The sequence below is a fragment of the Roseateles sp. P1_C1_2 genome (genome assembly GCF_056406535.1).
Genome location: NZ_JBFUAB010000019.1, coordinates 110,339 through 129,168 on the forward strand (window position 1 = coordinate 110,339; position 18,830 = coordinate 129,168).

At 67.5% G+C, this 18,830-nt stretch carries 19 protein-coding genes; 13 read left to right on the forward strand and 6 right to left on the reverse strand.

Features of this window, described 5'->3' with window-relative positions:
- The first annotated feature begins 176 nt into the window (after positions 1–176).
- The 11 genes from AC1D2H_RS19585 (at position 177) to AC1D2H_RS19635 (ending at position 11,588) form a co-directional block, all read left to right on the forward strand.
- A complete protein-coding gene (locus tag AC1D2H_RS19585) occupies positions 177–2,867 on the forward strand; it encodes a DUF4118 domain-containing protein (protein ID WP_478012130.1) in 2,691 nt (896 codons plus the stop codon).
- Positions 2,868–3,560: a response regulator gene (locus tag AC1D2H_RS19590; RefSeq protein ID WP_478012131.1), complete on the forward strand. Its 693-nt coding sequence runs from the start codon at positions 2,868–2,870 to the stop codon at positions 3,558–3,560. It abuts the gene before it with no gap.
- Positions 3,561–3,706: 146 nt separating this feature from the next.
- Positions 3,707–4,438 carry a type 1 glutamine amidotransferase gene (locus AC1D2H_RS19595; protein ID WP_478012132.1) on the forward strand — a complete coding sequence of 244 codons (732 nt, stop codon included), beginning with the start codon at positions 3,707–3,709 and terminating at the stop codon, positions 4,436–4,438.
- 27 nt (positions 4,439–4,465) lie between these two features.
- Entirely contained in the window at positions 4,466–4,756 is a 291-nt protein-coding gene (locus AC1D2H_RS19600) for a hypothetical protein (RefSeq protein ID WP_478012133.1), read from the forward strand.
- A gap of 3 nt (positions 4,757–4,759) precedes the next feature.
- Complete coding sequence (locus AC1D2H_RS19605; protein WP_478012173.1) at positions 4,760–5,041, forward strand: hypothetical protein; 282 nt, start codon at positions 4,760–4,762, stop codon at positions 5,039–5,041.
- A 151-nt stretch (positions 5,042–5,192) separates the two neighbouring features.
- Positions 5,193–7,070, forward strand: coding sequence for a potassium transporter Kup (locus tag AC1D2H_RS19610; protein ID WP_477931865.1), 1,878 nt, complete (start codon positions 5,193–5,195; stop codon positions 7,068–7,070).
- 6 nt (positions 7,071–7,076) lie between these two features.
- Positions 7,077–7,241: a hypothetical protein gene (locus tag AC1D2H_RS19615; RefSeq protein ID WP_478012134.1), complete on the forward strand. Its 165-nt coding sequence runs from the start codon at positions 7,077–7,079 to the stop codon at positions 7,239–7,241.
- Positions 7,242–7,559: 318 nt separating this feature from the next.
- Positions 7,560–8,597 carry a branched-chain amino acid ABC transporter permease gene (locus AC1D2H_RS19620; protein ID WP_478012135.1) on the forward strand — a complete coding sequence of 346 codons (1,038 nt, stop codon included), beginning with the start codon at positions 7,560–7,562 and terminating at the stop codon, positions 8,595–8,597.
- A gap of 184 nt (positions 8,598–8,781) precedes the next feature.
- Complete coding sequence (locus AC1D2H_RS19625) at positions 8,782–10,557, forward strand: branched-chain amino acid ABC transporter ATP-binding protein/permease (RefSeq protein ID WP_478012136.1); 1,776 nt, start codon at positions 8,782–8,784, stop codon at positions 10,555–10,557.
- The gene (locus AC1D2H_RS19630) at positions 10,554–11,288 is read left to right on the forward strand and encodes an ABC transporter ATP-binding protein (RefSeq protein ID WP_478012137.1); all 735 of its coding nucleotides are present in this window, start codon (positions 10,554–10,556) and stop codon (positions 11,286–11,288) included. The genes AC1D2H_RS19625 and AC1D2H_RS19630 overlap by 4 nt, the downstream gene beginning before the upstream one ends.
- A 3-nt stretch (positions 11,289–11,291) precedes the next feature.
- On the forward strand, positions 11,292–11,588 hold the full coding sequence (locus AC1D2H_RS19635) for a hypothetical protein (RefSeq protein ID WP_478012138.1): 297 nt from the start codon (positions 11,292–11,294) through the stop codon (positions 11,586–11,588).
- 13 nt (positions 11,589–11,601) lie between these two features.
- On the opposite strand, the gene AC1D2H_RS19640 is transcribed toward AC1D2H_RS19635, so the two are convergent.
- From AC1D2H_RS19640 to AC1D2H_RS19650, 3 genes are all read right to left on the reverse strand, one after another.
- The gene (locus AC1D2H_RS19640) at positions 11,602–12,366 is read right to left on the reverse strand and encodes a helix-turn-helix domain-containing protein (protein ID WP_478012139.1); all 765 of its coding nucleotides are present in this window, start codon (positions 12,364–12,366) and stop codon (positions 11,602–11,604) included.
- 940 nt (positions 12,367–13,306) lie between these two features.
- The gene (locus AC1D2H_RS19645; RefSeq protein WP_478012140.1) at positions 13,307–14,047 is read right to left on the reverse strand and encodes a sulfite exporter TauE/SafE family protein; all 741 of its coding nucleotides are present in this window, start codon (positions 14,045–14,047) and stop codon (positions 13,307–13,309) included.
- Between the two features lie 19 nt (positions 14,048–14,066).
- Positions 14,067–14,669: a DUF938 domain-containing protein gene (locus AC1D2H_RS19650; protein WP_478012141.1), complete on the reverse strand. Its 603-nt coding sequence runs from the start codon at positions 14,667–14,669 to the stop codon at positions 14,067–14,069.
- A 103-nt stretch (positions 14,670–14,772) separates the two neighbouring features.
- Between AC1D2H_RS19650 and AC1D2H_RS19655 the strand changes: the two genes are divergently transcribed.
- On the forward strand, positions 14,773–15,399 hold the full coding sequence (locus AC1D2H_RS19655) for a glutathione S-transferase family protein (protein WP_478012143.1): 627 nt from the start codon (positions 14,773–14,775) through the stop codon (positions 15,397–15,399).
- Between the two features lie 5 nt (positions 15,400–15,404).
- Positions 15,405–16,316, forward strand: coding sequence for a pyridoxamine 5'-phosphate oxidase family protein (locus tag AC1D2H_RS19660; RefSeq protein WP_477931856.1), 912 nt, complete (start codon positions 15,405–15,407; stop codon positions 16,314–16,316).
- Here the strand turns inward: AC1D2H_RS19660 and AC1D2H_RS19665 are convergent.
- Genes AC1D2H_RS19665 through AC1D2H_RS19675 form a run of 3 tightly spaced genes read right to left on the reverse strand, consistent with a single transcriptional unit; the run spans position 16,313 to position 18,728 of the window.
- Positions 16,313–17,212 (reverse strand): LysR family transcriptional regulator, encoded by a 900-nt coding sequence (locus AC1D2H_RS19665; protein WP_477931855.1) that lies wholly within the window; start codon positions 17,210–17,212, stop codon positions 16,313–16,315. The genes AC1D2H_RS19660 and AC1D2H_RS19665 overlap by 4 nt on opposite strands.
- 31 nt (positions 17,213–17,243) lie before the next feature.
- Positions 17,244–18,113 (reverse strand): pirin family protein, encoded by an 870-nt coding sequence (locus AC1D2H_RS19670; RefSeq protein WP_477931854.1) that lies wholly within the window; start codon positions 18,111–18,113, stop codon positions 17,244–17,246.
- 9 nt (positions 18,114–18,122) lie between these two features.
- On the reverse strand, positions 18,123–18,728 hold the full coding sequence (locus tag AC1D2H_RS19675) for an FMN-dependent NADH-azoreductase (RefSeq protein ID WP_477931853.1): 606 nt from the start codon (positions 18,726–18,728) through the stop codon (positions 18,123–18,125).
- Positions 18,729–18,830: the final 102 nt, after the last annotated feature.

Below are 18,830 nucleotides of genomic sequence, written 5' to 3' on the forward strand. Positions count from 1 at the left end.
CGCGCTGCTGGCGATGGGCGTCGTTGCCCTCCCGCTCGCAGCGGTCTGGGGGGTGATGGAATGGATGGCACGACGCGACGTTCGTGCCAGGAAGAAGCGCGTTTCACGCGCGTCATGAACAACGATTTCCCGGGGCTTCGAGCGCCCCGAGCCGCCAAAAAGGCTGTGACCCTGCCGTGACCGATACGCGCCCCGACCCTGATGCCTTGCTGGCCAAAGTGCAGCTCGATGAAGCCGCCGCGAAGCGTGGCCGGCTGAAGATCTTCTTCGGGGCGAATGCGGGCGTCGGCAAGACGTTTGCCATGCTGGCAGCGGCCCACGCGGCCAAGCTGCAGGGCCGGCCGGTGCGGGTGGGCGTCGTGGAGACGCATGGCCGTGCCGACACCGAGGCCATCGCGCGGGATCTGCAGCGCCTGGCGCTGAAGGAGATTGAACACCGCGGCCAGACGCTGCGCGAGTTCGACCTCGACGCCGCTCTGGCCTGGGGGCACGAGGAGCCCGGTGGCGTGCTGCTGCTGGACGAACTCGCGCACAGCAATGCACCCGGCTCTCGCCATGCCAAGCGCTGGCAGGACGCGCTGGAGCTGCGCGAGGCGGGTGTCGAGGTCTGGACCACCCTGAACGTCCAGCACCTCGAGAGCCTGAACGACGTCGTGGGCGGCATCACCGGCATCCGCGTCTGGGAGACCTTGCCGGACAAGGTGTTCGACGAAGCCGATGAGGTGGTCGTCGTCGACCTGCCGCCTGACGAGCTGTTGCAGCGGCTGAAGGAGGGCAAGGTCTATCTGCCGGCCCAGGCCGAGCGCGCGTCGAGGAACTTCTTCCGCAAGGGCAACCTGCTCGCGCTGCGAGAGCTGGCCTTGCGCCGCACGGCCGACCGCGTGGACGACCAGATGCAGGCCTACCGGCGCGAGCACAGCGCTGCTGCGGTCTGGCCCAATCGCGAATCGCTGTTGGCCTGTGTCGGCCCCGGCGCCGCGAGCGACAAGGTCGTGCGCAGTGCCGCGCGGCTGGCCCAGCAGCTCGGGCTGGATTGGCACGCCGTGCATGTGGAGACGGCACGTGCGCTGGGCGACGCGGCGCGGCTCAGGGTGCAGCGGACGCTCGAATTGGCCAAATCTCTCGGTGCCCGCACGGCCGTGCTTTCGGCGCCCGAGGTCGCGGCGGCCCTCGTCGGCTATGCGCGCGAGCACAACCTGTCGCGCCTGGTCGTCGGGCGCCGCGAGAACGCCTGGCGCTGGCCCGGCCGGCCTTCGTTGGCCGAGGCTTTGAATCGGCAAGCGCAAGAGATGGACGTGCTGCAGGTGGCGCTGCCTACCGCGACGCGCGAGCGTGAAGCACCCGTACAGCAGGCGCGTGGGTGGTTGGCACCGCACGCGCTGCGGGGCTATGCGGCGTCCTTCGTCGGTGTTGGTTTGACCACGCTGATCGTGCAGGTGTTGCTGGAGTTCATCGCGCCGACCAACATCGCGATGCTGTATCTGCTCAACGTCGTTGGCGTTGCTCTGAGGTTCGGTAGAGCGCCGGCCGCGCTGTCGGCGCTTCTCGGCGTGGCGGCCTTCGACTTTGTCTTCGTCGAGCCCCGCTGGTCTTTCGCCGTGACCGATGCACAGTACCTGGTCACCTTCGCAGTGCTGCTGCTCGTCGGCCTGGTCATCGGTCAACTGGCGGCTGGACTGCAGGCCCAGGCCAAGGCGGCCCAGGAGCGCGAGCGCCGTGTGCGCGGGCTGTACGCCATGTCGCGGGACCTGGGCGCCGCCCTCGTCCCCGAACAGGTGGCGGAGATCGCGGCGCGATTCCTGCGCGCGGAGTTTGGCATCGCCTCAGCGGTGCTGGCGCCGCCGCTGGTGGCATCGACCGGGCGCGAGGTGCTGGCCGTGCTGCCTGGCGCCAGCGCCCAGCCGGATCTGGGCGTTGCCCAGTGGGCCTTTGATCATGGCCAGCCCGCGGGACAGGGCACGGACACCTTGCCCGCCAGCGCCTGCCTGATGCTGCCGTTGACGGCCCCGATGCGGCTGCGTGGCGTGCTTGCCGTGGAAAGCACGGGCCGGCGCTGGTTGCCGGATGAGCGAGAGTTGTTGGATACCTGCGCCTCGCTGTTGGCCATTTCGTTGGAGCGCATCCACTACATCGAGGTGGCTCAGCACAGCACGCTGCAGATCGAATCCGAGCGGCTGCGCAATTCGCTGCTGACTGCCATTTCCCACGACCTGCGCACACCACTGGCCGCCCTGGTGGGCCTCGCGGACGCGCTCAAGCTCGCTCCGCCCACCCTGAGCCCAGCCCAGGCCGAGGTGGCCGAGGCCATGCGCCGTTCATCCTTGCGCATGAGTGCGCTGGTCAGCAACCTGCTCGACATGGCCAGGCTCCAGTCCGGCAGCGTGCAGTTGAATCGCCAGTGGATGCCACTGCAGGAAGTCGTCGGCACGACGTTGGCGAGCTTGGACGAAGTGCTTGCGGGTCGTGAGGTTGCAGTTGATCTGCCGACGGATCTTCCGTTGGTCCAGTTGGATGCGGTGCTGATCGAGCGCGTCCTGGTCAACCTGCTGGAGAACGCGGCCAAGTACACACCGCCGGGCAGCCCCATCCGTATTGGCGCTCGCGTCGCGGGCCGACAACTGGAAATCGACGTGGCGGACTCCGGTCCGGGCTTCCCTGCCGGCCGCGAGACTCAGCTCTTCGACAAGTTCGAGCGTGGCGACCGCGAGAGCGCGACGCCCGGCGTGGGCCTGGGGCTGGCCATCTGCAAAGCCATTGTCGAAGCACACGGCGGGCGTATCACTGCCCACAATGTCGCCCGTGGCGGCGCCTGCGTGCGGGTCGAGCTTCCTCTCGGCCAGCCTCCGGCATCAGTGAAGGAGGCATGAATGGCTGCGGCACGCGTGTTGATGATCGAAGACGAGCCGGAGATCCGGCGTTTCGTTCGCATGGCGCTGGAAAGCGAAGGCCTGGAGGTCTTCGAGGCGGGGACGCTGCAACGCGGGCTCATCGACTCGGCTACTCGCCGGCCCGAGCTGGTTGTGCTGGACCTGGGCCTTCCCGACGGGGACGGCCTGGACTTCATCCGTGAGTTCCGTGGTTGGTCGAGCGCGCCCATCCTCGTGCTCTCGGCCCGCGAGGGCGAGGAGCGCAAGGTCCAGGCTTTGGACGCTGGCGCCGACGACTATCTCGTGAAGCCTTTCGGTGTGGCCGAGCTGCTCGCGCGCGTGAGGGTGCAACTGCGCCGGCACGGTGGCGCGGGCAACGATGGAGACCCGGTGTTCAGCTTCGGGGACATCGTGGTGGATCGGAGCCTTCGACACGTGAGCCGCGATGGACAACGCCTGCATCTCACGCCCATCGAGTACCGGCTGCTGCAGGAGTTCTGTGCGGCACCCGGCCGCGTGCTGACCTACCAGCACCTGCTGAAGGCAGTCTGGGGGCCGGACCACATGGAGGATTTGCACTATGTGCGCGTCCACATGGCCAATCTGCGCAAGAAGGTCGAGGCGGACCCCAACCGGCCCCGCTGGCTGATCACCGAAGCAGGCGTGGGCTACCGGTTGAATCCCAAGGCCTGACCCGGCGAGTCCGCGGCTGAGCGGTCGCCATCGGCCTTGAGGCGTTCTTTCTATCCTGGCTTCGAATCTTTATAAGAACCTAATACCGGAAGTCCTAGATTGGCGTCTCCATCCACAGATGGCACACCCGCACGTGAGCCAGCTTCATGAGACCGGTACTCATCCTTCAGCACGACAGCACCCAACGCCCCGGGCAGCTCCTCGATCATTTGACGCAGTCTGGCATCGACACCCGAATCGTCATGCCCGACCACGGTGACTTCGTGCCCCATCAGGCCAGCGACTACAGCGGCATCGTCCTGCTGGGCAGCAACCGCAGCGTGAATGAGCCGCTCGGCTGGATCGAGGCCGAGCTGGACCTGGTGCGGCGTGCGCTTGACGCCGATGTACCGATGCTGGGCCATTGCTTCGGCGGCCAGATGCTGGCTCGCGCGATGGGAGCCCGCGTGAGCCGCACCGGCTTTGCCAACATCGGCTGGAGCCGCCTGCAGGTGACTCCGGCCGGCCGGCCGCTGCTGCAGGCCCAGGAGGTCACTGCCTTCAACTGGCACTACGAAACGTTTCAGATTCCTGCTCGAGCGCGGCGCCTGCTCTATGGGCCGCACTGCCTCAACAAGGGATTCGAGATCGGACCCCACCTGGCCTTCCAATGCCACTTTGAGGTGGACGAGGGCATCGTCCGTGACTGGTGCAGCCAGAGCGCCGATGAGTTGTCGCGCGTCCAGGGTCCGGCCGTGCAGTCGCCGGCCCTCATCCTCAAGGATCTGCCGCAACGCGTGGCCGAACTGCATCGCATCGCGAGGCGGGTCTACAGCGAGTGGACGTCGAGGCTGCTCGGACCTTCTTCGCGGCGAGCACTGGCCGTCAACTGGCACTGAACCCGCATGGCATCCCGCACTAGCGACGTGTTCGGCCTGTTGATGCGTGTCCTACTCGCCGTGCTGTGCATGGGCGCGCTGCTCTTCATTGCCGGTCGCGAGCTGGCGCCGAGAATGCCCGCGGCGACATGGCTGCTTTGGTGTGTTGCCGCCGGCGCGGGCCTTGTTGCTGCCTTGCTCGTCGGGCTGGTGGTCAGCCTGCAGATCCGGCAGCTCGTGCTGCGCAGGGGTGGCACTGACGTGCAATGGCTTGCCTTCAGTTCAGAGCCAGAAGGGTTGGTGTCGCTGCGCCGGCAGACTCGCCCAGTGATGGCGTAAGGAATCCACTCACCAGATCCTGCAAAGAAAGACAGTCATGCGAACAAGGAAGCTGACTACTGGTTCCCCGCCAAGCGCTACGGCTGGGGCTGGGGCGTTCCGCGAACCTGGCAGGGCTGGGTTGTCCTGACCGTCTTCGCGGTGCTCGTCGCCATGGGTGCGATCTTTCAGGGACGGTTGGGGCTGATCGGTTTCATCGCCTACACCGTACTGATCAGCCTGGCGCTCATCGTCGTCTGCTGGCTCAAAGGTGAACCACCACGGTGGCGCTGGGGCGGTCAATGACGTACCAAGGGTGGGTGACAAAGTCGTATCGACCAGCCGCCCCGCCTCGGCAGCGGCGATCCTCGGAGCTTGCTGTTGGCTGTCGATCGTCTTTATAAGTTCTTTATACGAAAACCTCGAAACTGCGGCATCCCCTCCGGGTCCATACCGCATGAGCATTGAAAACAAACGCAGCGGCCTGGCCGCCTTGACACTCGGTGCCATCGGCGTCGTCTACGGCGACATCGGCACCAGCCCGCTCTACACGCTCAAGGAAGTCTTCCTGCCTGCAACGGGCGTGGCGCTGAACAATCACAACCTCATTGGCGCGACCTCGGTCATCGTCTGGGCGCTGATGTTCGTCGTCACGCTGAAGTACGTCATCCTCATCCTGCGCGCCGACAACCGCGGCGAAGGGGGCGCCCTGGCGCTGACCGCGCTCGCAGCGCACGCCGTGCAGCAACGGCCCCGGCTGCGCAGCGCGCTGCTGCTGCTGGGTCTGTTCGGCGCCACGCTGTTCTATGGCGACAGCGTCATCACGCCGGCCATCTCCGTGATGGGCGCCATCGAGGGGCTGGAGGTTGTCACGCCCACGCTCAAGCCCTATGTGCTGCCCATCTCGGCGGCCATCATCGTGGGGCTCTTCGTCGTGCAGCGCTACGGCACGGCCGCAGTCGGCAAGGTTTTCGGCCCGGTCATCGTGCTGTGGTTCGGCGTGCTGGCGGCCATTGGCGTCGTCCATATCGCCCAGCAGCCGCAGATCCTCGCGGCGCTCAACCCGCTGGAGGCCTGGGCCTTCCTCAGCCAGCGCGGCTGGCATCTGTTCGCGGCCATCGGCGCCATCGTCCTCGCGCTGACCGGCGCCGAGGCCCTGTATGCCGACATGGGCCACTTCGGCGTCAAGCCCATCCGCCTGGCTTGGACGGGCCTCGTATTCCCCGCGCTGGCGCTGAACTACCTCGGCCAAGGCGCGCTGCTGATCGGTGACCCCACGGCCATCGAGAACCCTTTCTTTCGCCTCTTCCCGGCCTCGCTGGTGCTGCCCATGGTGGGCCTCGCCGCATTGGCCGCCGTCATCGCCTCGCAGGCGGTCATCTCCGGCGCCTATTCCATGACCAAGCAGGCCATCCTGCTCGGCTTCCTGCCTCGCCTCACGATGCGCCACACCTCCGCCAGCGAGTCGGGCCAGATCTATGTGCCCGCCGTCAACTGGGCGCTGCTGGCCGGCGTGCTGGGCGCCGTGTTCATGTTCGGAAGCTCTTCGGCCCTGGCCGGCGCCTACGGCATCGCCGTGACGCTGACCATGCTCATCACCACCGTGCTGACCTTCTTCGTCATCCGCGACGGTTGGAAGTTGCCCGCACCGCTGGCCATCGGCGCTACCGTGTTCTTCCTGGCCGTGGACGCGCTGCTCGTAGCCGGCTGCGCCATCAAGTTCTTCGATGGTGGCTGGTTCCCGCTCGCGCTGGGGCTGATGCTCTTCGTCATGATGAGCACCTGGGCCCGTGGCCGTCAGCTGCTGATGGACAGCCTGCGCAACGAAGGCCTGGAACTGGAGCCCTTCATCGAAAGCCTCGCCCACGGCGGTGCCCACCGCGCCCAGCGCACGGCCGTCTACACCGTGGCCGACCCCACGCTTGTGCCGCAGGCCCTGCTGCACAACCTCAAGCACAACCAGGTGCTGCACGAGACCAACGTCATCCTCAACGTGCAGTTTCACGACCGCCCCAGCGTCGACGAGGCCGGCCGCGTGGAGCTGGCCCAGCTCGCCCCCGGCTTCTGGCGTGTCCTTGTCCACTACGGCTTCATGGAAGAGCCCGACGTCCCCGCCGCATTGGCCTTGTGCGAGCCCAAGGGTCTGCGTGTCGAGCCCTTCGAGACCAGCTACTTCCTCAGCCGCGAGACCGTGGTGCCGACGCCCGGCGGCGGCATGGCGAACTGGCGCGAACGCCTTTTCTCCGCGCTGAGCCGCAACTCCAGCGGCGTCGCCAAGTTCTTCCGACTGCCGGACAACGCCGTCGTCGAGCTGGGAACACGCATCCAGATCTAGAACGTCATGAATCCAGAACGGAAATATTGGTTCAAAGCCAAGGAAAGTGGCTTGGGCTGGTCCTGGCCGTTGACCTGGCAGGGTTGGTTTGTTTACGCCGGCATGTTCGCGGCGATCTCCTGCTTCTTCATCGTGGGTGACGGAGTTCGCCAGAAGATCTTGGCCGCCTGACAGGCTCGATGTCAGGTCCTGGCCGGCAGTGGACGCCCAGCGAGAAGCTAAGCGGTGCCTTCCGCCGCAAAGCTGCCTCCGGCAACCCTTGTCTTCGCCTCCGATTCATGTGCCTCTTGCGGCCCACGGCATTCGAAACTTTGCCATGCGCATTCGCTGAAGCTCGAGGTCCGGTTCGATACATTGACCTTCAGTTCGAAGCTTTGGTATCAGCTTCCACCCGGCGACTGAGACCGCCGGTGCCGTCACTGAGTGATTTCCCGACCGTTCGGTCGGTAAATCGCCGATACCATGGGCAGGCATTCACCACGCGCCGCCATGGACCTCACGATTGCCGCCATCCTCGGCCTCGACGGCCTGACCAACGGGGCCATCTACGCCCTCGTCGCCCTCGCCCTCGTGCTGGTGTTCTCGGTCACCCGCGTCATCTTCATTCCGCAGGGCGAGTTCGTCGCCTTTGGGGCGCTGACGCTGGCGGCGCTGCAGATGGGGCGCGTGCCGGGCACGGTCTGGCTGCTGGTGATACTGGCTGTGGCGGGCGCAGTGCTAGACGGGATTCAGGCGGTGCGCGAGCGCTGGTCGATGCGGCGCATCGTCATGCGAGTGTTCACCTCCCTGAATCCGCCCTTGCTGATTGCCGCCTTTGCGCGTTGGATGGCGCCGCAACAGCCACCGCTCATCGTGCAGGTACTGCTGACGCTGGCCATCGTCACCGCCATGGGCCCGCTGCTCTACCGCCTGGCCTATCGCGCGCTGTCGGGTGCCAGTGTGCTGACCCTGCTGATCGTCTCCGTCGGCGTGCACTTCGCGCTGACCGGCGTGGGCCTGGTCTTCTTCGGCGCCGAGGGCTATCGCACGCCGGCCTTCTGGGAGGCTCGTTACGACGTCGGGCCGCTCTCCTTCACGGGGCAGACGCTGATCATCTTCGGCGCCTCCATCGCGCTGCTGGTCGCGATGTTCTTCTTCTTCGAGCGCACGCTGATGGGCAAGGCCCTGCGCGCCACGTCGATCAACCGCACCGGCGCGCGGCTGATGGGCATCTCGGGTGATGCCGCCGGCTCCTTGAGCTTCACGATGGCGGCCTTCATCGGCGCGCTGTCGGGTCTGCTGATCTCGCCGTCGACGACCATCTATTACGACACCGGCTTCCTGATCGGCCTGAAGGGCTTTGTCGCGGCGGTGTTCGGTGGCTTGGCCAGCTTCCCGATGGCGCTGGCGGGCGCGATCGGTGTGGGCCTGATCGAAAGCTTCGGTTCCTTCTGGGCCAGCGCCTTCAAGGAGGTCATCGTCTTCACGGTGATCCTGCCCATCCTCCTCTGGCGGTCCTTCGTGGACCCGCACCATGAGGAGCATTGAATGAAACATGCGCCTCTCGCCCACTCCTGCGCCGCTGAACGCGGGCAGGCCTGGTCGGTCCCCCGAGGGGACGGCGATGCTCGCGGCGTCGAGCCGCGAGCACATCGCCAGCGCGGGCCGGCTAGGGGGCGGCCCGGCGCTCGGCCCGCAATACCCGGCCGCGAGTGCGGAGCGGATAGCTGACATGAACCGCACACATCTGTCCATCGCCGCCGCCGTCGTGCTGCTGGTCCTGCCCTTCGCGCCGGTGCCGGACTTCTGGATCACCCAGCTCAACTACATCGGCCTGTTCTCCCTCGTCGTGCTCGGCCTGGTGCTGCTGACCGGCGTCGGCGGCTTGACCTCCTTCGGCCAGGCCGCGTTTGCCGGCGTGGGTGCCTATGCGACGGGCTATCTGTGCAATGCGCTGGGCATGTCGCCCTGGCTGGGCCTGGTGGCGGGACTCGCCGTCACGCTGGTGCTGGCCCTGGTCATCGGTGCGCTGACCTTGCGCATGTCGGGCCACTACCTGCCGCTGGCCACCATCTGCTGGTGCCTGGCGCTGTACTACCTCGTTGGCAACCTGGAAGAGCTGGGCAAGTACGACGGCCTGCTGGGCCTGCCCGCCATCACCCTCGGCGACTTCAGCTTCCAGAGCGAACGCCGCATCTACCTGCTGATCTGGCTGGCGGCCCTGCTCGCGGCCCTGGGCGTGACGCGGCTGCTGGACTCGCGGCCCGGCCGCATCATGCGCGCGCTCAACACCAACCGCGGCGGCGGCTCGACGATGCCCGAGGCCATGGGCGCTTCGACCTTTCGCTACAAGCTCATCATGTTCGTCGTTGCGGCCCTGCTGGCTTCGGTGTCGGGCTGGCTGTATGCCCACATGCAGCGCAGCGTGAACCCCTCGCCCTTCGGCATCAAGTTCGGCATCGAATACCTCTTCATGGCGGTGCTGGGCGGCATCGGCACCGTGGGCGGCGCCTTCACCGGCGCGGCGCTGGTGAAGCTGGCGGAGGATCAACTCAAGGTCGTGCTGCCGCTGGTGTTTGGCGGCTCGGGCAACTACGAAATCATCGTCTTCGGCGTCGTGCTGGTGCTGGTGCTGCGCTTCGCGCCGGATGGCCTGTGGCCGCTGATCGCACGCTGGCTGCCGGCTCGCGCCGCGCGCGCCGTCGATGAGAGCGTGCCGGCCCTGAGCGCGCGCAGCCACCCGCAGCCCGGCGCGCCGCTGCTGGACGTGCGCAAGATCAGGAAGACCTTTGGTGGCCTCGTTGCCGTCAACGACATCAGCTTCACCATCCGCGCCGGCGACATCGTCGGCCTCATCGGCCCCAACGGCGCCGGCAAGAGCACCACCTTCAACCTCGTCTCCGGCGTGCTGCCGCTGACCAGCGGCGAGGTCGAGTTGCTGGGCCAGCGCGTCGACGGCCGCGAGAGCCGCGACATCGCCCGCGCGGGCTTGAGCCGCACCTTCCAACATGTGAAGCTGGTGCCCGACATGACGGTGCTGGAGAACGTCGCCCTCGGCACCTATCTGCGCACCAGGAGCGGCACCGTCCGCGCGATGCTCGGCCTGAACAGGGCCGAGGAGGCGCAGGCGCGCGCCGAGGCCATGCGCCAGCTGCGCCGCATCGGCCTGGCCGAGCAGGCGCACGAGCTGGCCGGCAACCTGGCCCTGGGCCCGCAGCGCCTGGTCGAGATCGCCCGGGCACTCGCCAGCGACCCCTCGCTGCTGCTGCTGGACGAACCCGCCGCCGGCCTGCGCCACAAGGAAAAGGAAGCGCTCGCCGAGGTGCTGAAGCAGTTGAAGGCCGAGGGCCTGTCGCTGCTGCTCGTCGAGCACGACATGGACTTCGTCATGAAGCTGACCGACCGCATCGTCGTCATGGAGTTCGGCCGCTATCTGATGGACGGCACGCCGGCCGAAGTGCAGGCCAGCCCCGCGGTGCGCGCGGCCTATCTGGGAGCGGATGAATGAGCGCCCTCCTCGAAGTCGCCGACCTGCACGCCGGCTATGGCCGCGCCGAGGTGCTGCATGGCCTGAGCTTCTCCGCGCCCGAGAAGAGCGTCGTCACCGTCATCGGCCCCAACGGCGCGGGCAAGTCGACGCTGCTGGGCGCGCTGATGGGGCTGATCCCGTCGCGCAGCAGCACGCTGCGCTTTGCCGGCGAAGACATCGCCAAGTTGACGCTGGAAGAGCGCGTGCTCGCCGGCCTGGCCCTGGTGCCCGAGAAGCGCGAGCTGTTCGGCACCATGACGGTCGAAGACAACCTGCTGCTCGGCGGCTGGCGGCCCAAGAAGCTGGGCGACCGCAAGTGGCGCGACGGCATGGAAAGCGTCTACGCGCGCTTCCCGCGCTTGAAGGAGCGCAGCAAGCAGGCCGCGGGCACCTTGTCCGGCGGCGAACGCCAGATGCTGGCCCTGGGCCGCGCGCTGATGGGTCAGCCCAAACTCTTGATGCTGGACGAGCCCAGCCTCGGCCTCGCGCCGCTCATCGTGCGCGAGATCTTCACCATCGTGGACGACCTGCGCGCCAGTGGCGTCAGCATCCTGCTCGTCGAACAGAACGCCCGCGCCGCGCTGCGCGTGGCCGATCATGGGCATGTGCTGGAGACGGGGGAGTTCGGGCTCAGCGGGCCGGCGGATCAGTTGGCGGCGGATCCGAGGGTGATTGAGACCTATCTGGGGGCAGGGCGGAAGGACTCGTAGCTTGTGAAACGGACGCTCGCCGACAAAGCTGCCGAAAGATTCGTCGTCTTCGTCATCTTCTTGGTTCTTGTTTGCTCCGGCTGGCTGGTGTTGCTGAACGAAGGTCTGACTTTGCGCGGCAAGCGAGGTGATGCAACGCTCATATCAGGCCCGAGTACGCCTTTGTATGCCGGCGTCCTTTTCGCTGTTGCGGCTGGAATAGCTTGGCTCGGTGCACGGGCGATGGGCGGCAGCAGAAGGACATCGTGGGTGATTGCAGCCGTTGTACTTTTGCACCCTCTGGGGTACTTCTTCGCCTGACCTGACGCTCAATCTACGGTCTGACCAACATCGTCGGCGCAATGCCGAACATGCGCCGGCACGTCCGGCTGAGGTGGGCCGAATCCGCAAAGCCCCAGTCCTGCGCCGCTTCAGTCCACGACACCCCGCCCATCGCCGCGCCGACGGCGGCTTCGACGCGGGCCCACAGCAGATAGGCCCGCAGCGACATGCCGGTCTGCGCGACGAAGAGGTGGCGAAAGCGGCTGGGTGACAGGTGCGCCGCGGCGGCGGCCTGTGCGAGCGTCACCGGCTCGCTCAGGCGGCCCCGCATGAACTCGATGGCGCGGCTGATGCGCGGGTCCACGCTGAGTGCAGGCAGCGCCTGGCCGCAAAGCGTGTCGACGAGGCGGTGACTGATGGCGACGAGGGCTTCGTCCGGTGCGTCGGCGGTAAATGCGTCGAGCAAGGCGGCGAGTAGAGGCTCGATCGAGTCGAGGGGCAGATCCACGATGGGCGCCTTGCCATACAACTGCAGCAGGGCACGACCTTGCGCGGTCTCGGGTTCCACAAAGATCTGCGCCACCGTTTCGCCGCCACCATCGAATTGATGGCGCTGGTGCGGGCTGACCATGGCGACGGCGTGCGCCTTCCAGGGCTGCTCGTCGCCGCACAGGCGCAGCCGCCCGGTAAGCGCCATCGAGATCTGGATGGCGTGATGGGCATGGGCCTGCGCGTGGCCCGTGGCACGGCCGATCCACAGGCTGCCACCGCTCCATAGCAGCACGCGGCCGATGCCGACGATGGGCCTGTTGCTCAAGGCGTTCTCCGTCCTTGCAGATCAGCCCTTTCGTTCAAGCGGGCAAGGCCTGCGATGAACAGAATTCTCTTCACGGGCCGATCGGTCCGCATTCTTGTCACCTCACGGAGTTATCCATGCAAAACCCCACCATTCCCACCTGCCATTGCGCCAACTGCCCCGGCGCTTCCTGCACCTGCGGCTGCCAGTCGCTTGCGACCCAACTGGCCGCTGCGGCAGCCTCTGCCGGCTGTGCCTGCGGGCCGAACTGTGCCTGCCAGCCCGTCTGCCGTTGCGTCTGAGTTCAGGCCCTGCGGTGCAGGCTAACACCCGCACCGCTCGCAAATGCACTTGAGAACTCTGTGAAGAGCCTCTCGACCCGATGCAGTGCCGCGGGAGTCCGCCCCGCGAGGGCGGGTAACTTTTGGCGAAGCCTTCGGCTTTCTCTGACGCGCCAGAGAAAAGTCACCAAAAGAGGAGCGCTCAATGCAATCCGCACTCGAGTGGCGTCATGCGCTCGCAAGCTCGGCGTGGGCCGTGCCCACAAGCGAACCGCGGCGCTCTCGCACACGACTTGTGAAGAGCGCCAGCGATCGGACCGTCAGGCCAGTTAACGCCGGCTGCACGCCGGGCTCATCAGAACAGCCCAATGCGGCGTCGCCCGAGCGACGCGGCTGTTCGTATTTCCCGATGAGCCCGGCGTGCAGCCGCGCGTCGAACGGGGTGCTGGTGCGATGAATCCGGCTCGTCACAAGTCGTGTGCGAGAGCGCAGCGGCTCGCTTCTTGCCTCAATGCCGGTGGTCGTTTTCGCGCGCCGCTGATGGCGGCGTCGCGGTGGTGTGCGGGTCAGGGCCTCTTCTTTGGTGACTTTCTTGTGGCCCCGCAGAAGAAAGTTCCCCGGCCGCCGGGACGGACCCCCGGCAATGCATCGATGAGGCGCGAGCTTCGCAAACGGACCGCTCAAAGCGGTCGCAGGAACAGACCAACCGTCAGCGCCACACCGAGCGCGATGATGGCGATGCGCAGCGCCTTCTCGTTGACGTGATGCAGGGCCCAGGCGCCGGCCAGGCCACCCACGACGGCGCTGCTGCCGAGCACGATGGCCTGCAGCCAGTGCACCTCGGGCGACAGCACGAACAAGGCCACCGCCGATGCGTTCATGATGCCGGCCAGCACGTTCTTCGTCGCGCCGGCATTGCGCGTGGGCATGCCCGCCACCGTCAGCGCGGCCAGCATCAGGAAGCCGATGCCGCCACCGAAGTAGCCACCGTAGATGGCGATGAGGAACTGCATCGCGGCGGTCGCGCGGGCGCTGAAGTGATGGCCCTCCGCCACCGGCTTGCGCAAAAAGCTGCCCCAGGCGAACACGCTGGTGGCAAACAGCACCAGCCAGGGCACCAGGCGCGCGAACACCGAGGACGGCGTGTTCAGCAGCAGCCAGGCGCCGACCGCGCCGCCGAGCAGGCTGACGAGACCCAAGGCGCGGAAGGACAGCGTCGCGGTGCCGACGACCAGGCGCCGGCCCGCCCACCCCGAGCTGAGCTGGCCGGGAAACAAGGCCACGGTCGACGTGATGTTGGCCGCCAGCGGCGACATGCCCGACAGGATCAGCGCCGGCAGCGTGACGAAGGAGCCACCACCGGCCAGCGAGTTCTGCAGGCCGGCCCAGAGGCCGGCGAGCACGAGGAGTCCAAGGAGCATGTTTGAACGGGCGCGGCCGTCAAATGGCGCGCGCCCAGGTCAGCAGCATATTGTTGGCCGGCATGGCCAGGGTTTCGCGCAGGCAAAGGCCGGCGGCCGCAGCCTGCGTGGCCACGTCCGCCAGGCGGCGCAGGCCCCAGGCGGGGTTGCGCTGGCGCAGGTCGGCGTCGAAGGCGAGATTGCTGGGTGCCGTCGGCATGTCGTCGAGGATGCAGGGGCCGTAGGTGATGAGCAGGCCGCCGGGCGCCAGATGCCGGGCGGCGCCCTGCATCAGCCCCGCCGTGCAGGCCCAGGGCGCGATGTGGATCATGTTGGCGCAGTAGATCGCGTCGACCTGGGCCGGCACACCGGCCCAGACCTCATCCAGCACATTCAGCGTGATCGGCGGGCGCACCCGGGCCAGGCCTTCGCACCAAGCGGCGATGGAGGGCAGGGAGGCCGCGTCGAAATCGCTGGGCTGCCAATGCCATCCGGGCAGGCCCTCGCTGCAGAAGGCGGCGTGCTGGCCCGTGCCGCTGGCAATCTCCAGAATGACGCCTTGCGCCGGCAGCAGGCGCTGCAGGGCCGCGAGGATGGGCGGGCCGTTGCGTTCGGCGGCGGGGCTGTGGCGGCGTGCGTTCATCGCCCTAATCTTGCCAGCCGCGGAAAGAATGACTTGCGGCGCGCGCCGTTTCTCGGCGGCCTGAAGCTGGGCACAGTGAGCTCCATTGTTTCAAGGAGGCCGCATGACCCTCAAGCTGTACCGCCACGCCCTGTCCGGCCACGCCCACCGCGCCGAGCTCGCCCTGTCCCTGCTGGGGCTGCCGCACGAGCTGATCGACGTGGACCTCGCGGCTCGCGCCCACAAGACGCCCGAGTTCATCGCCCGCCATCCCTTCGGCCAATTGCCGCTGCTGGAGGACGATGGCCATTGCGTCTGGGACAGCACGGCCATCCTGGTCTACCTGGCCACCAAGTACGACAGCACCGGCCGCTGGCTGCCCCAGGATGCCGCCGGCCGTGCCGCCGTGCAGGCCTGGTTGTCGGTCGCGTCGAGCCTGATCGCCTTCGGCCCCGCCGCGGCGCGCCTGGTCACCGTGTTCGGTGCGCGCTTCGATGTCGATGAAGTCATAGGTCGCGCGCATGCGCTGTTCAAGGTGATGGAAAACGAGCTGGCGCAGCGCTCCTTCCTGGTGGGCGACGCCGCCACGCTGGCCGACATTGCCGGCTACAGCTATATCGTCAATGCGCCCGAGGGCAATGTGGACCTGGCGCCGTATCCGGCGCTGCGCGCGTGGCTGGCTCGCATCGAGGCGCTGCCGGGTTTCGTCCCCTTCAAGGCCACCGCGGCCGGCCTGCGCGTCGCGGCCTGATCGCCATGAATGCAGCCCCCTTCCATGCCGGCGAAGTCGCCGTGCAGACCCGCCTCGGTGTCGCCGAGCGCATGGACGAGATCGGCCGCCGCGTTGTGCGCGACCACATGCCCGAGCAGCACCAGCGCTTCTACGAGCAGCTGCCGCTGATGCTGGCCGGCAGCGTCGATCCAGCCGGCCGCCCTTGGGCCACGGTGCTGGTCGGGCAGCCGGGCTTTGTGCAGGCGCCGGATGCCTGGCATCTGACCTTCGCGGCCACGCCCATGCCGGGCGACCCGGCCGCGACCGGCATGACCCCGGGTGCGCCATTGGGGCTGCTGGGCATCGAGCTGCACACGCGGCGGCGCAACCGCGTCAACGGCGAGCTGGTGGCGGCCGGCCCGGAAGGCCTGCGCCTGCGCGTCAGCCAGACGGTGGGCAATTGCCCGCAATACATCCAGGGCCGCGAGTTCGAGTGGGCACGCGATGCGAGCGACACGCGGCCGCGCGCCATCGAGCGCGTGGACAGTCTGGACGGCGACGCGGCCTGGCTGATCGCCGCCGCCGACACCTTGTTCGTCGCAACGCATGCGGGCCCGGCGGGGGCGGACGTGTCGCATCGTGGCGGTCCCGCCGGCTTCGTCATGCAGGAGGACGCCCGCACGCTGCTGGTGCCCGACTATTCCGGCAACCGCATGTACATGACGCTGGGCAATCTGCAGCTCGACGGCCGCGCCGGCCTGCTCTTCATCGACTTCGAGCGCGGTGATCTGCTGACGCTGACGGGCCGTGCGGAGATCGTCTGGGAAGGGCCGGAGCTGGCCGCGCTCGACAAGGCCGAGCGTGCCTGGCGCTTCCACCTCGACGAGGGCTGGTGGCTGCGCGACGCGCTGCCGCTGCGCTGGCGCTTTCGCGACTGGGCGCCGCAGAACGTCTAGCGCAGAGCGGGGTTGGCTCGGAGGTTGTCCACCGCGAGGTCCACGAAGGCGCGCACCTTCTGCATCATGTGCCGGCCCTCGTGATGCACGACGTGCACCGGGATGGGCGGCGGCTCGAACTCCTCGAGCAGCGGCAGCAGCTCTCCGCGGGCCAGCGCATCGGCAGCCTGGTAGCTGAGCAGGCGCGCAATGCCGAGACCGGCCATCGCGAAAGAGCGCGCCGCATCATTCGTCGTCGTGCGCAGCCGCGGCCGGATGCGCTGCACCAGCGGCTTGCCGCCTTCGGCAAAGCGCCATTCAGGGTAGGGCGCCACCTGGGTGGGTTGGATCAGCGTGTGCCGGGACAGCTCCTCGGGGCGCTGTGGCCGGCCGTGCGCGGCGAGATAGTCCGGCGAGGCCAGCAGCATGCGCCGCACCTGGCCGACACCGACGGCTCGCAGCGAGGAGTCGGGCAGTTCGCCGATGCGCACGGCCACGTCCAGGCCTTCATCGACGAGGTTGACGACGCGGTCGACGAAGACGCATTGCGCGTCGACGTCGGGGTAGCGCCGCAGGTAGTCGGTGACGATGGGGGTCACATGCAGGTTGCCGAACAATACCGGCGCCGTGACGCTGAGCAGGCCCTTGAGCTGGCTGCGGCTGTCGCTGGTGGCGCTTTCGGATTCGCTGACGTCGGCCAGGATGCGCCGGCAGTCGTCGGCGTAGCGGGCGCCCGCCTCGGTCACGCGCACGCTGCGGGTCGTGCGCGTCAGCAGGCGCAGGCCGAGGCGCGCCTCCAGTTCGGCGACGGCGCGGGTGACGACAGGGGCCGACAGGTCCAGCTTGCGCGCCGCACTCGCAAAGCCGCCGCTGTCGACGACAGCGACGAACACTTCCATGGCTTGCAGACGATCCATGCCGGGCATTTTGGCCCGGCAGGATCCGCGCTCAGGCGAGTCTTCCGGCCTGGAAGTCGCGTACCGCCTGTACCAGCTCCGCTTCCGTGTTCATGACGAAGGGGCCGTATTGCGCGATCGGTTCGCCCAGCGGCTTGCCGGCGATCAGCAAGGCCTTGGTCGGCTTGTCGCCGGCCTTCAAACGCACGCCGTCGCTGCCGGGCGTGTTGGCCAGGATGGCCATGCGGCCTTCGGGCTGCAGGCAGCCGCTGTCGAACTTCAACGCGCCTTCGTAGACGTAGACGAAGGCGTTGAACTCGGGCGGCAGCAGCTGCTCGAAGCGGGCGCCGGGCGCGAAGTGCAGGTCCAGATACAGCGGCTCGGTGTTGTCGCGCTGCACGGCGCCGGTCACGCCATGGCTCTCGCCGGCGATGACGCGCGCCTTCACGCCGTCGCTCTCGAACTCGGGCACCTCGGCGCTGGCGATGTCGCGATACCAGGGCGCGTTCATCTTGTCCTTGCCCGCCAGGTTGAGCCAGAGCTGGAAGCCGGCCATGCGGCCCGCGTTCTGCTCGGGCGTCTCGCTGTGGATGACGCCACGGCCGGCGGTCATCCATTGCACGCCGCCGTCGCTGATCAGGCCTTCATTGCCGGCCGAATCGCGGTGGCGCATGCGGCCATTGAGCATGTAGGTGATGGTCTCGAAGCCGCGGTGCGGATGGTCGGGGAAGCCGGCGATGTAGTCGTCGGGGTTGTCCGTGCCGAAGGCGTCCAGCATCAGGAAGGGGTCCAGCCGGCGCTGCAGGTTCTGCGTCAGCACGCGGTTGAGCTTGACACCGGCACCGTCGCTGGTCGGCTGACCGGCGACGAGGCGCTCGACCTCACGCGGTTGGGTCAACAGGGAAGTGACGACGGTGCTCATGATGGTTCCTTAAGCGGCAAGCAGTTGCGTGATTTGAGTACGGGCGGCGGCCAGGCCTTGTTCGGCGGCAAAGGCCATGCCTTCAGCGTAGACGAACTCGACGTCGGTCATGCCCAGGAAGGCCAGCACGGTGCGCAGATAGGGCGTCATCTGGTCGCTGGGCTGGTCACGGTGGATGCCGCCGCGGCTGGTGACGATGAAGACCTTCTTGCCGGTCAGCAGGCCGACGGGGCCCTTCTCGCTGTACTTGAAGGTGACGCCGGCGCGGGCGACCGCGTCGATCCAGTTCTTGAACTGGGCCGTGACGTTGAAGTTGTACATGGGCACGCCGATGACGACGGTGTCGGCGGCTTGCAGCTCGGCGATCAGGGCGTCGTCCAGCGCGACGCGGGCGGCCTGCTCGGGCGTGCGCTGGTCGGCCGGCGTGAACAGGGCGCCGAGGGCGACTTCGTCGAGCACCGGCTGGGGCGTCAGCGTCAGGTCGCGCACGGTGACCGTGGCGGCGGCGTTGCCAGCACGCAGGCCGGCGGTCAGTTCATTGGCCAGGCGGGTGGAGACCGAGCCTTGGTCATCGGTGGCACGGCGGGCGCTGGCGTTGATTTGCAGGATGTTCATCTGGGGCTCCGAGAGGAGGGGTTGCGATGGGTTGAACTCTAGGAGTCGCCAATCAAGTCCAGAAGTCGTCGAATTGCATAAGATTGTTCCGCTGGTGGATCA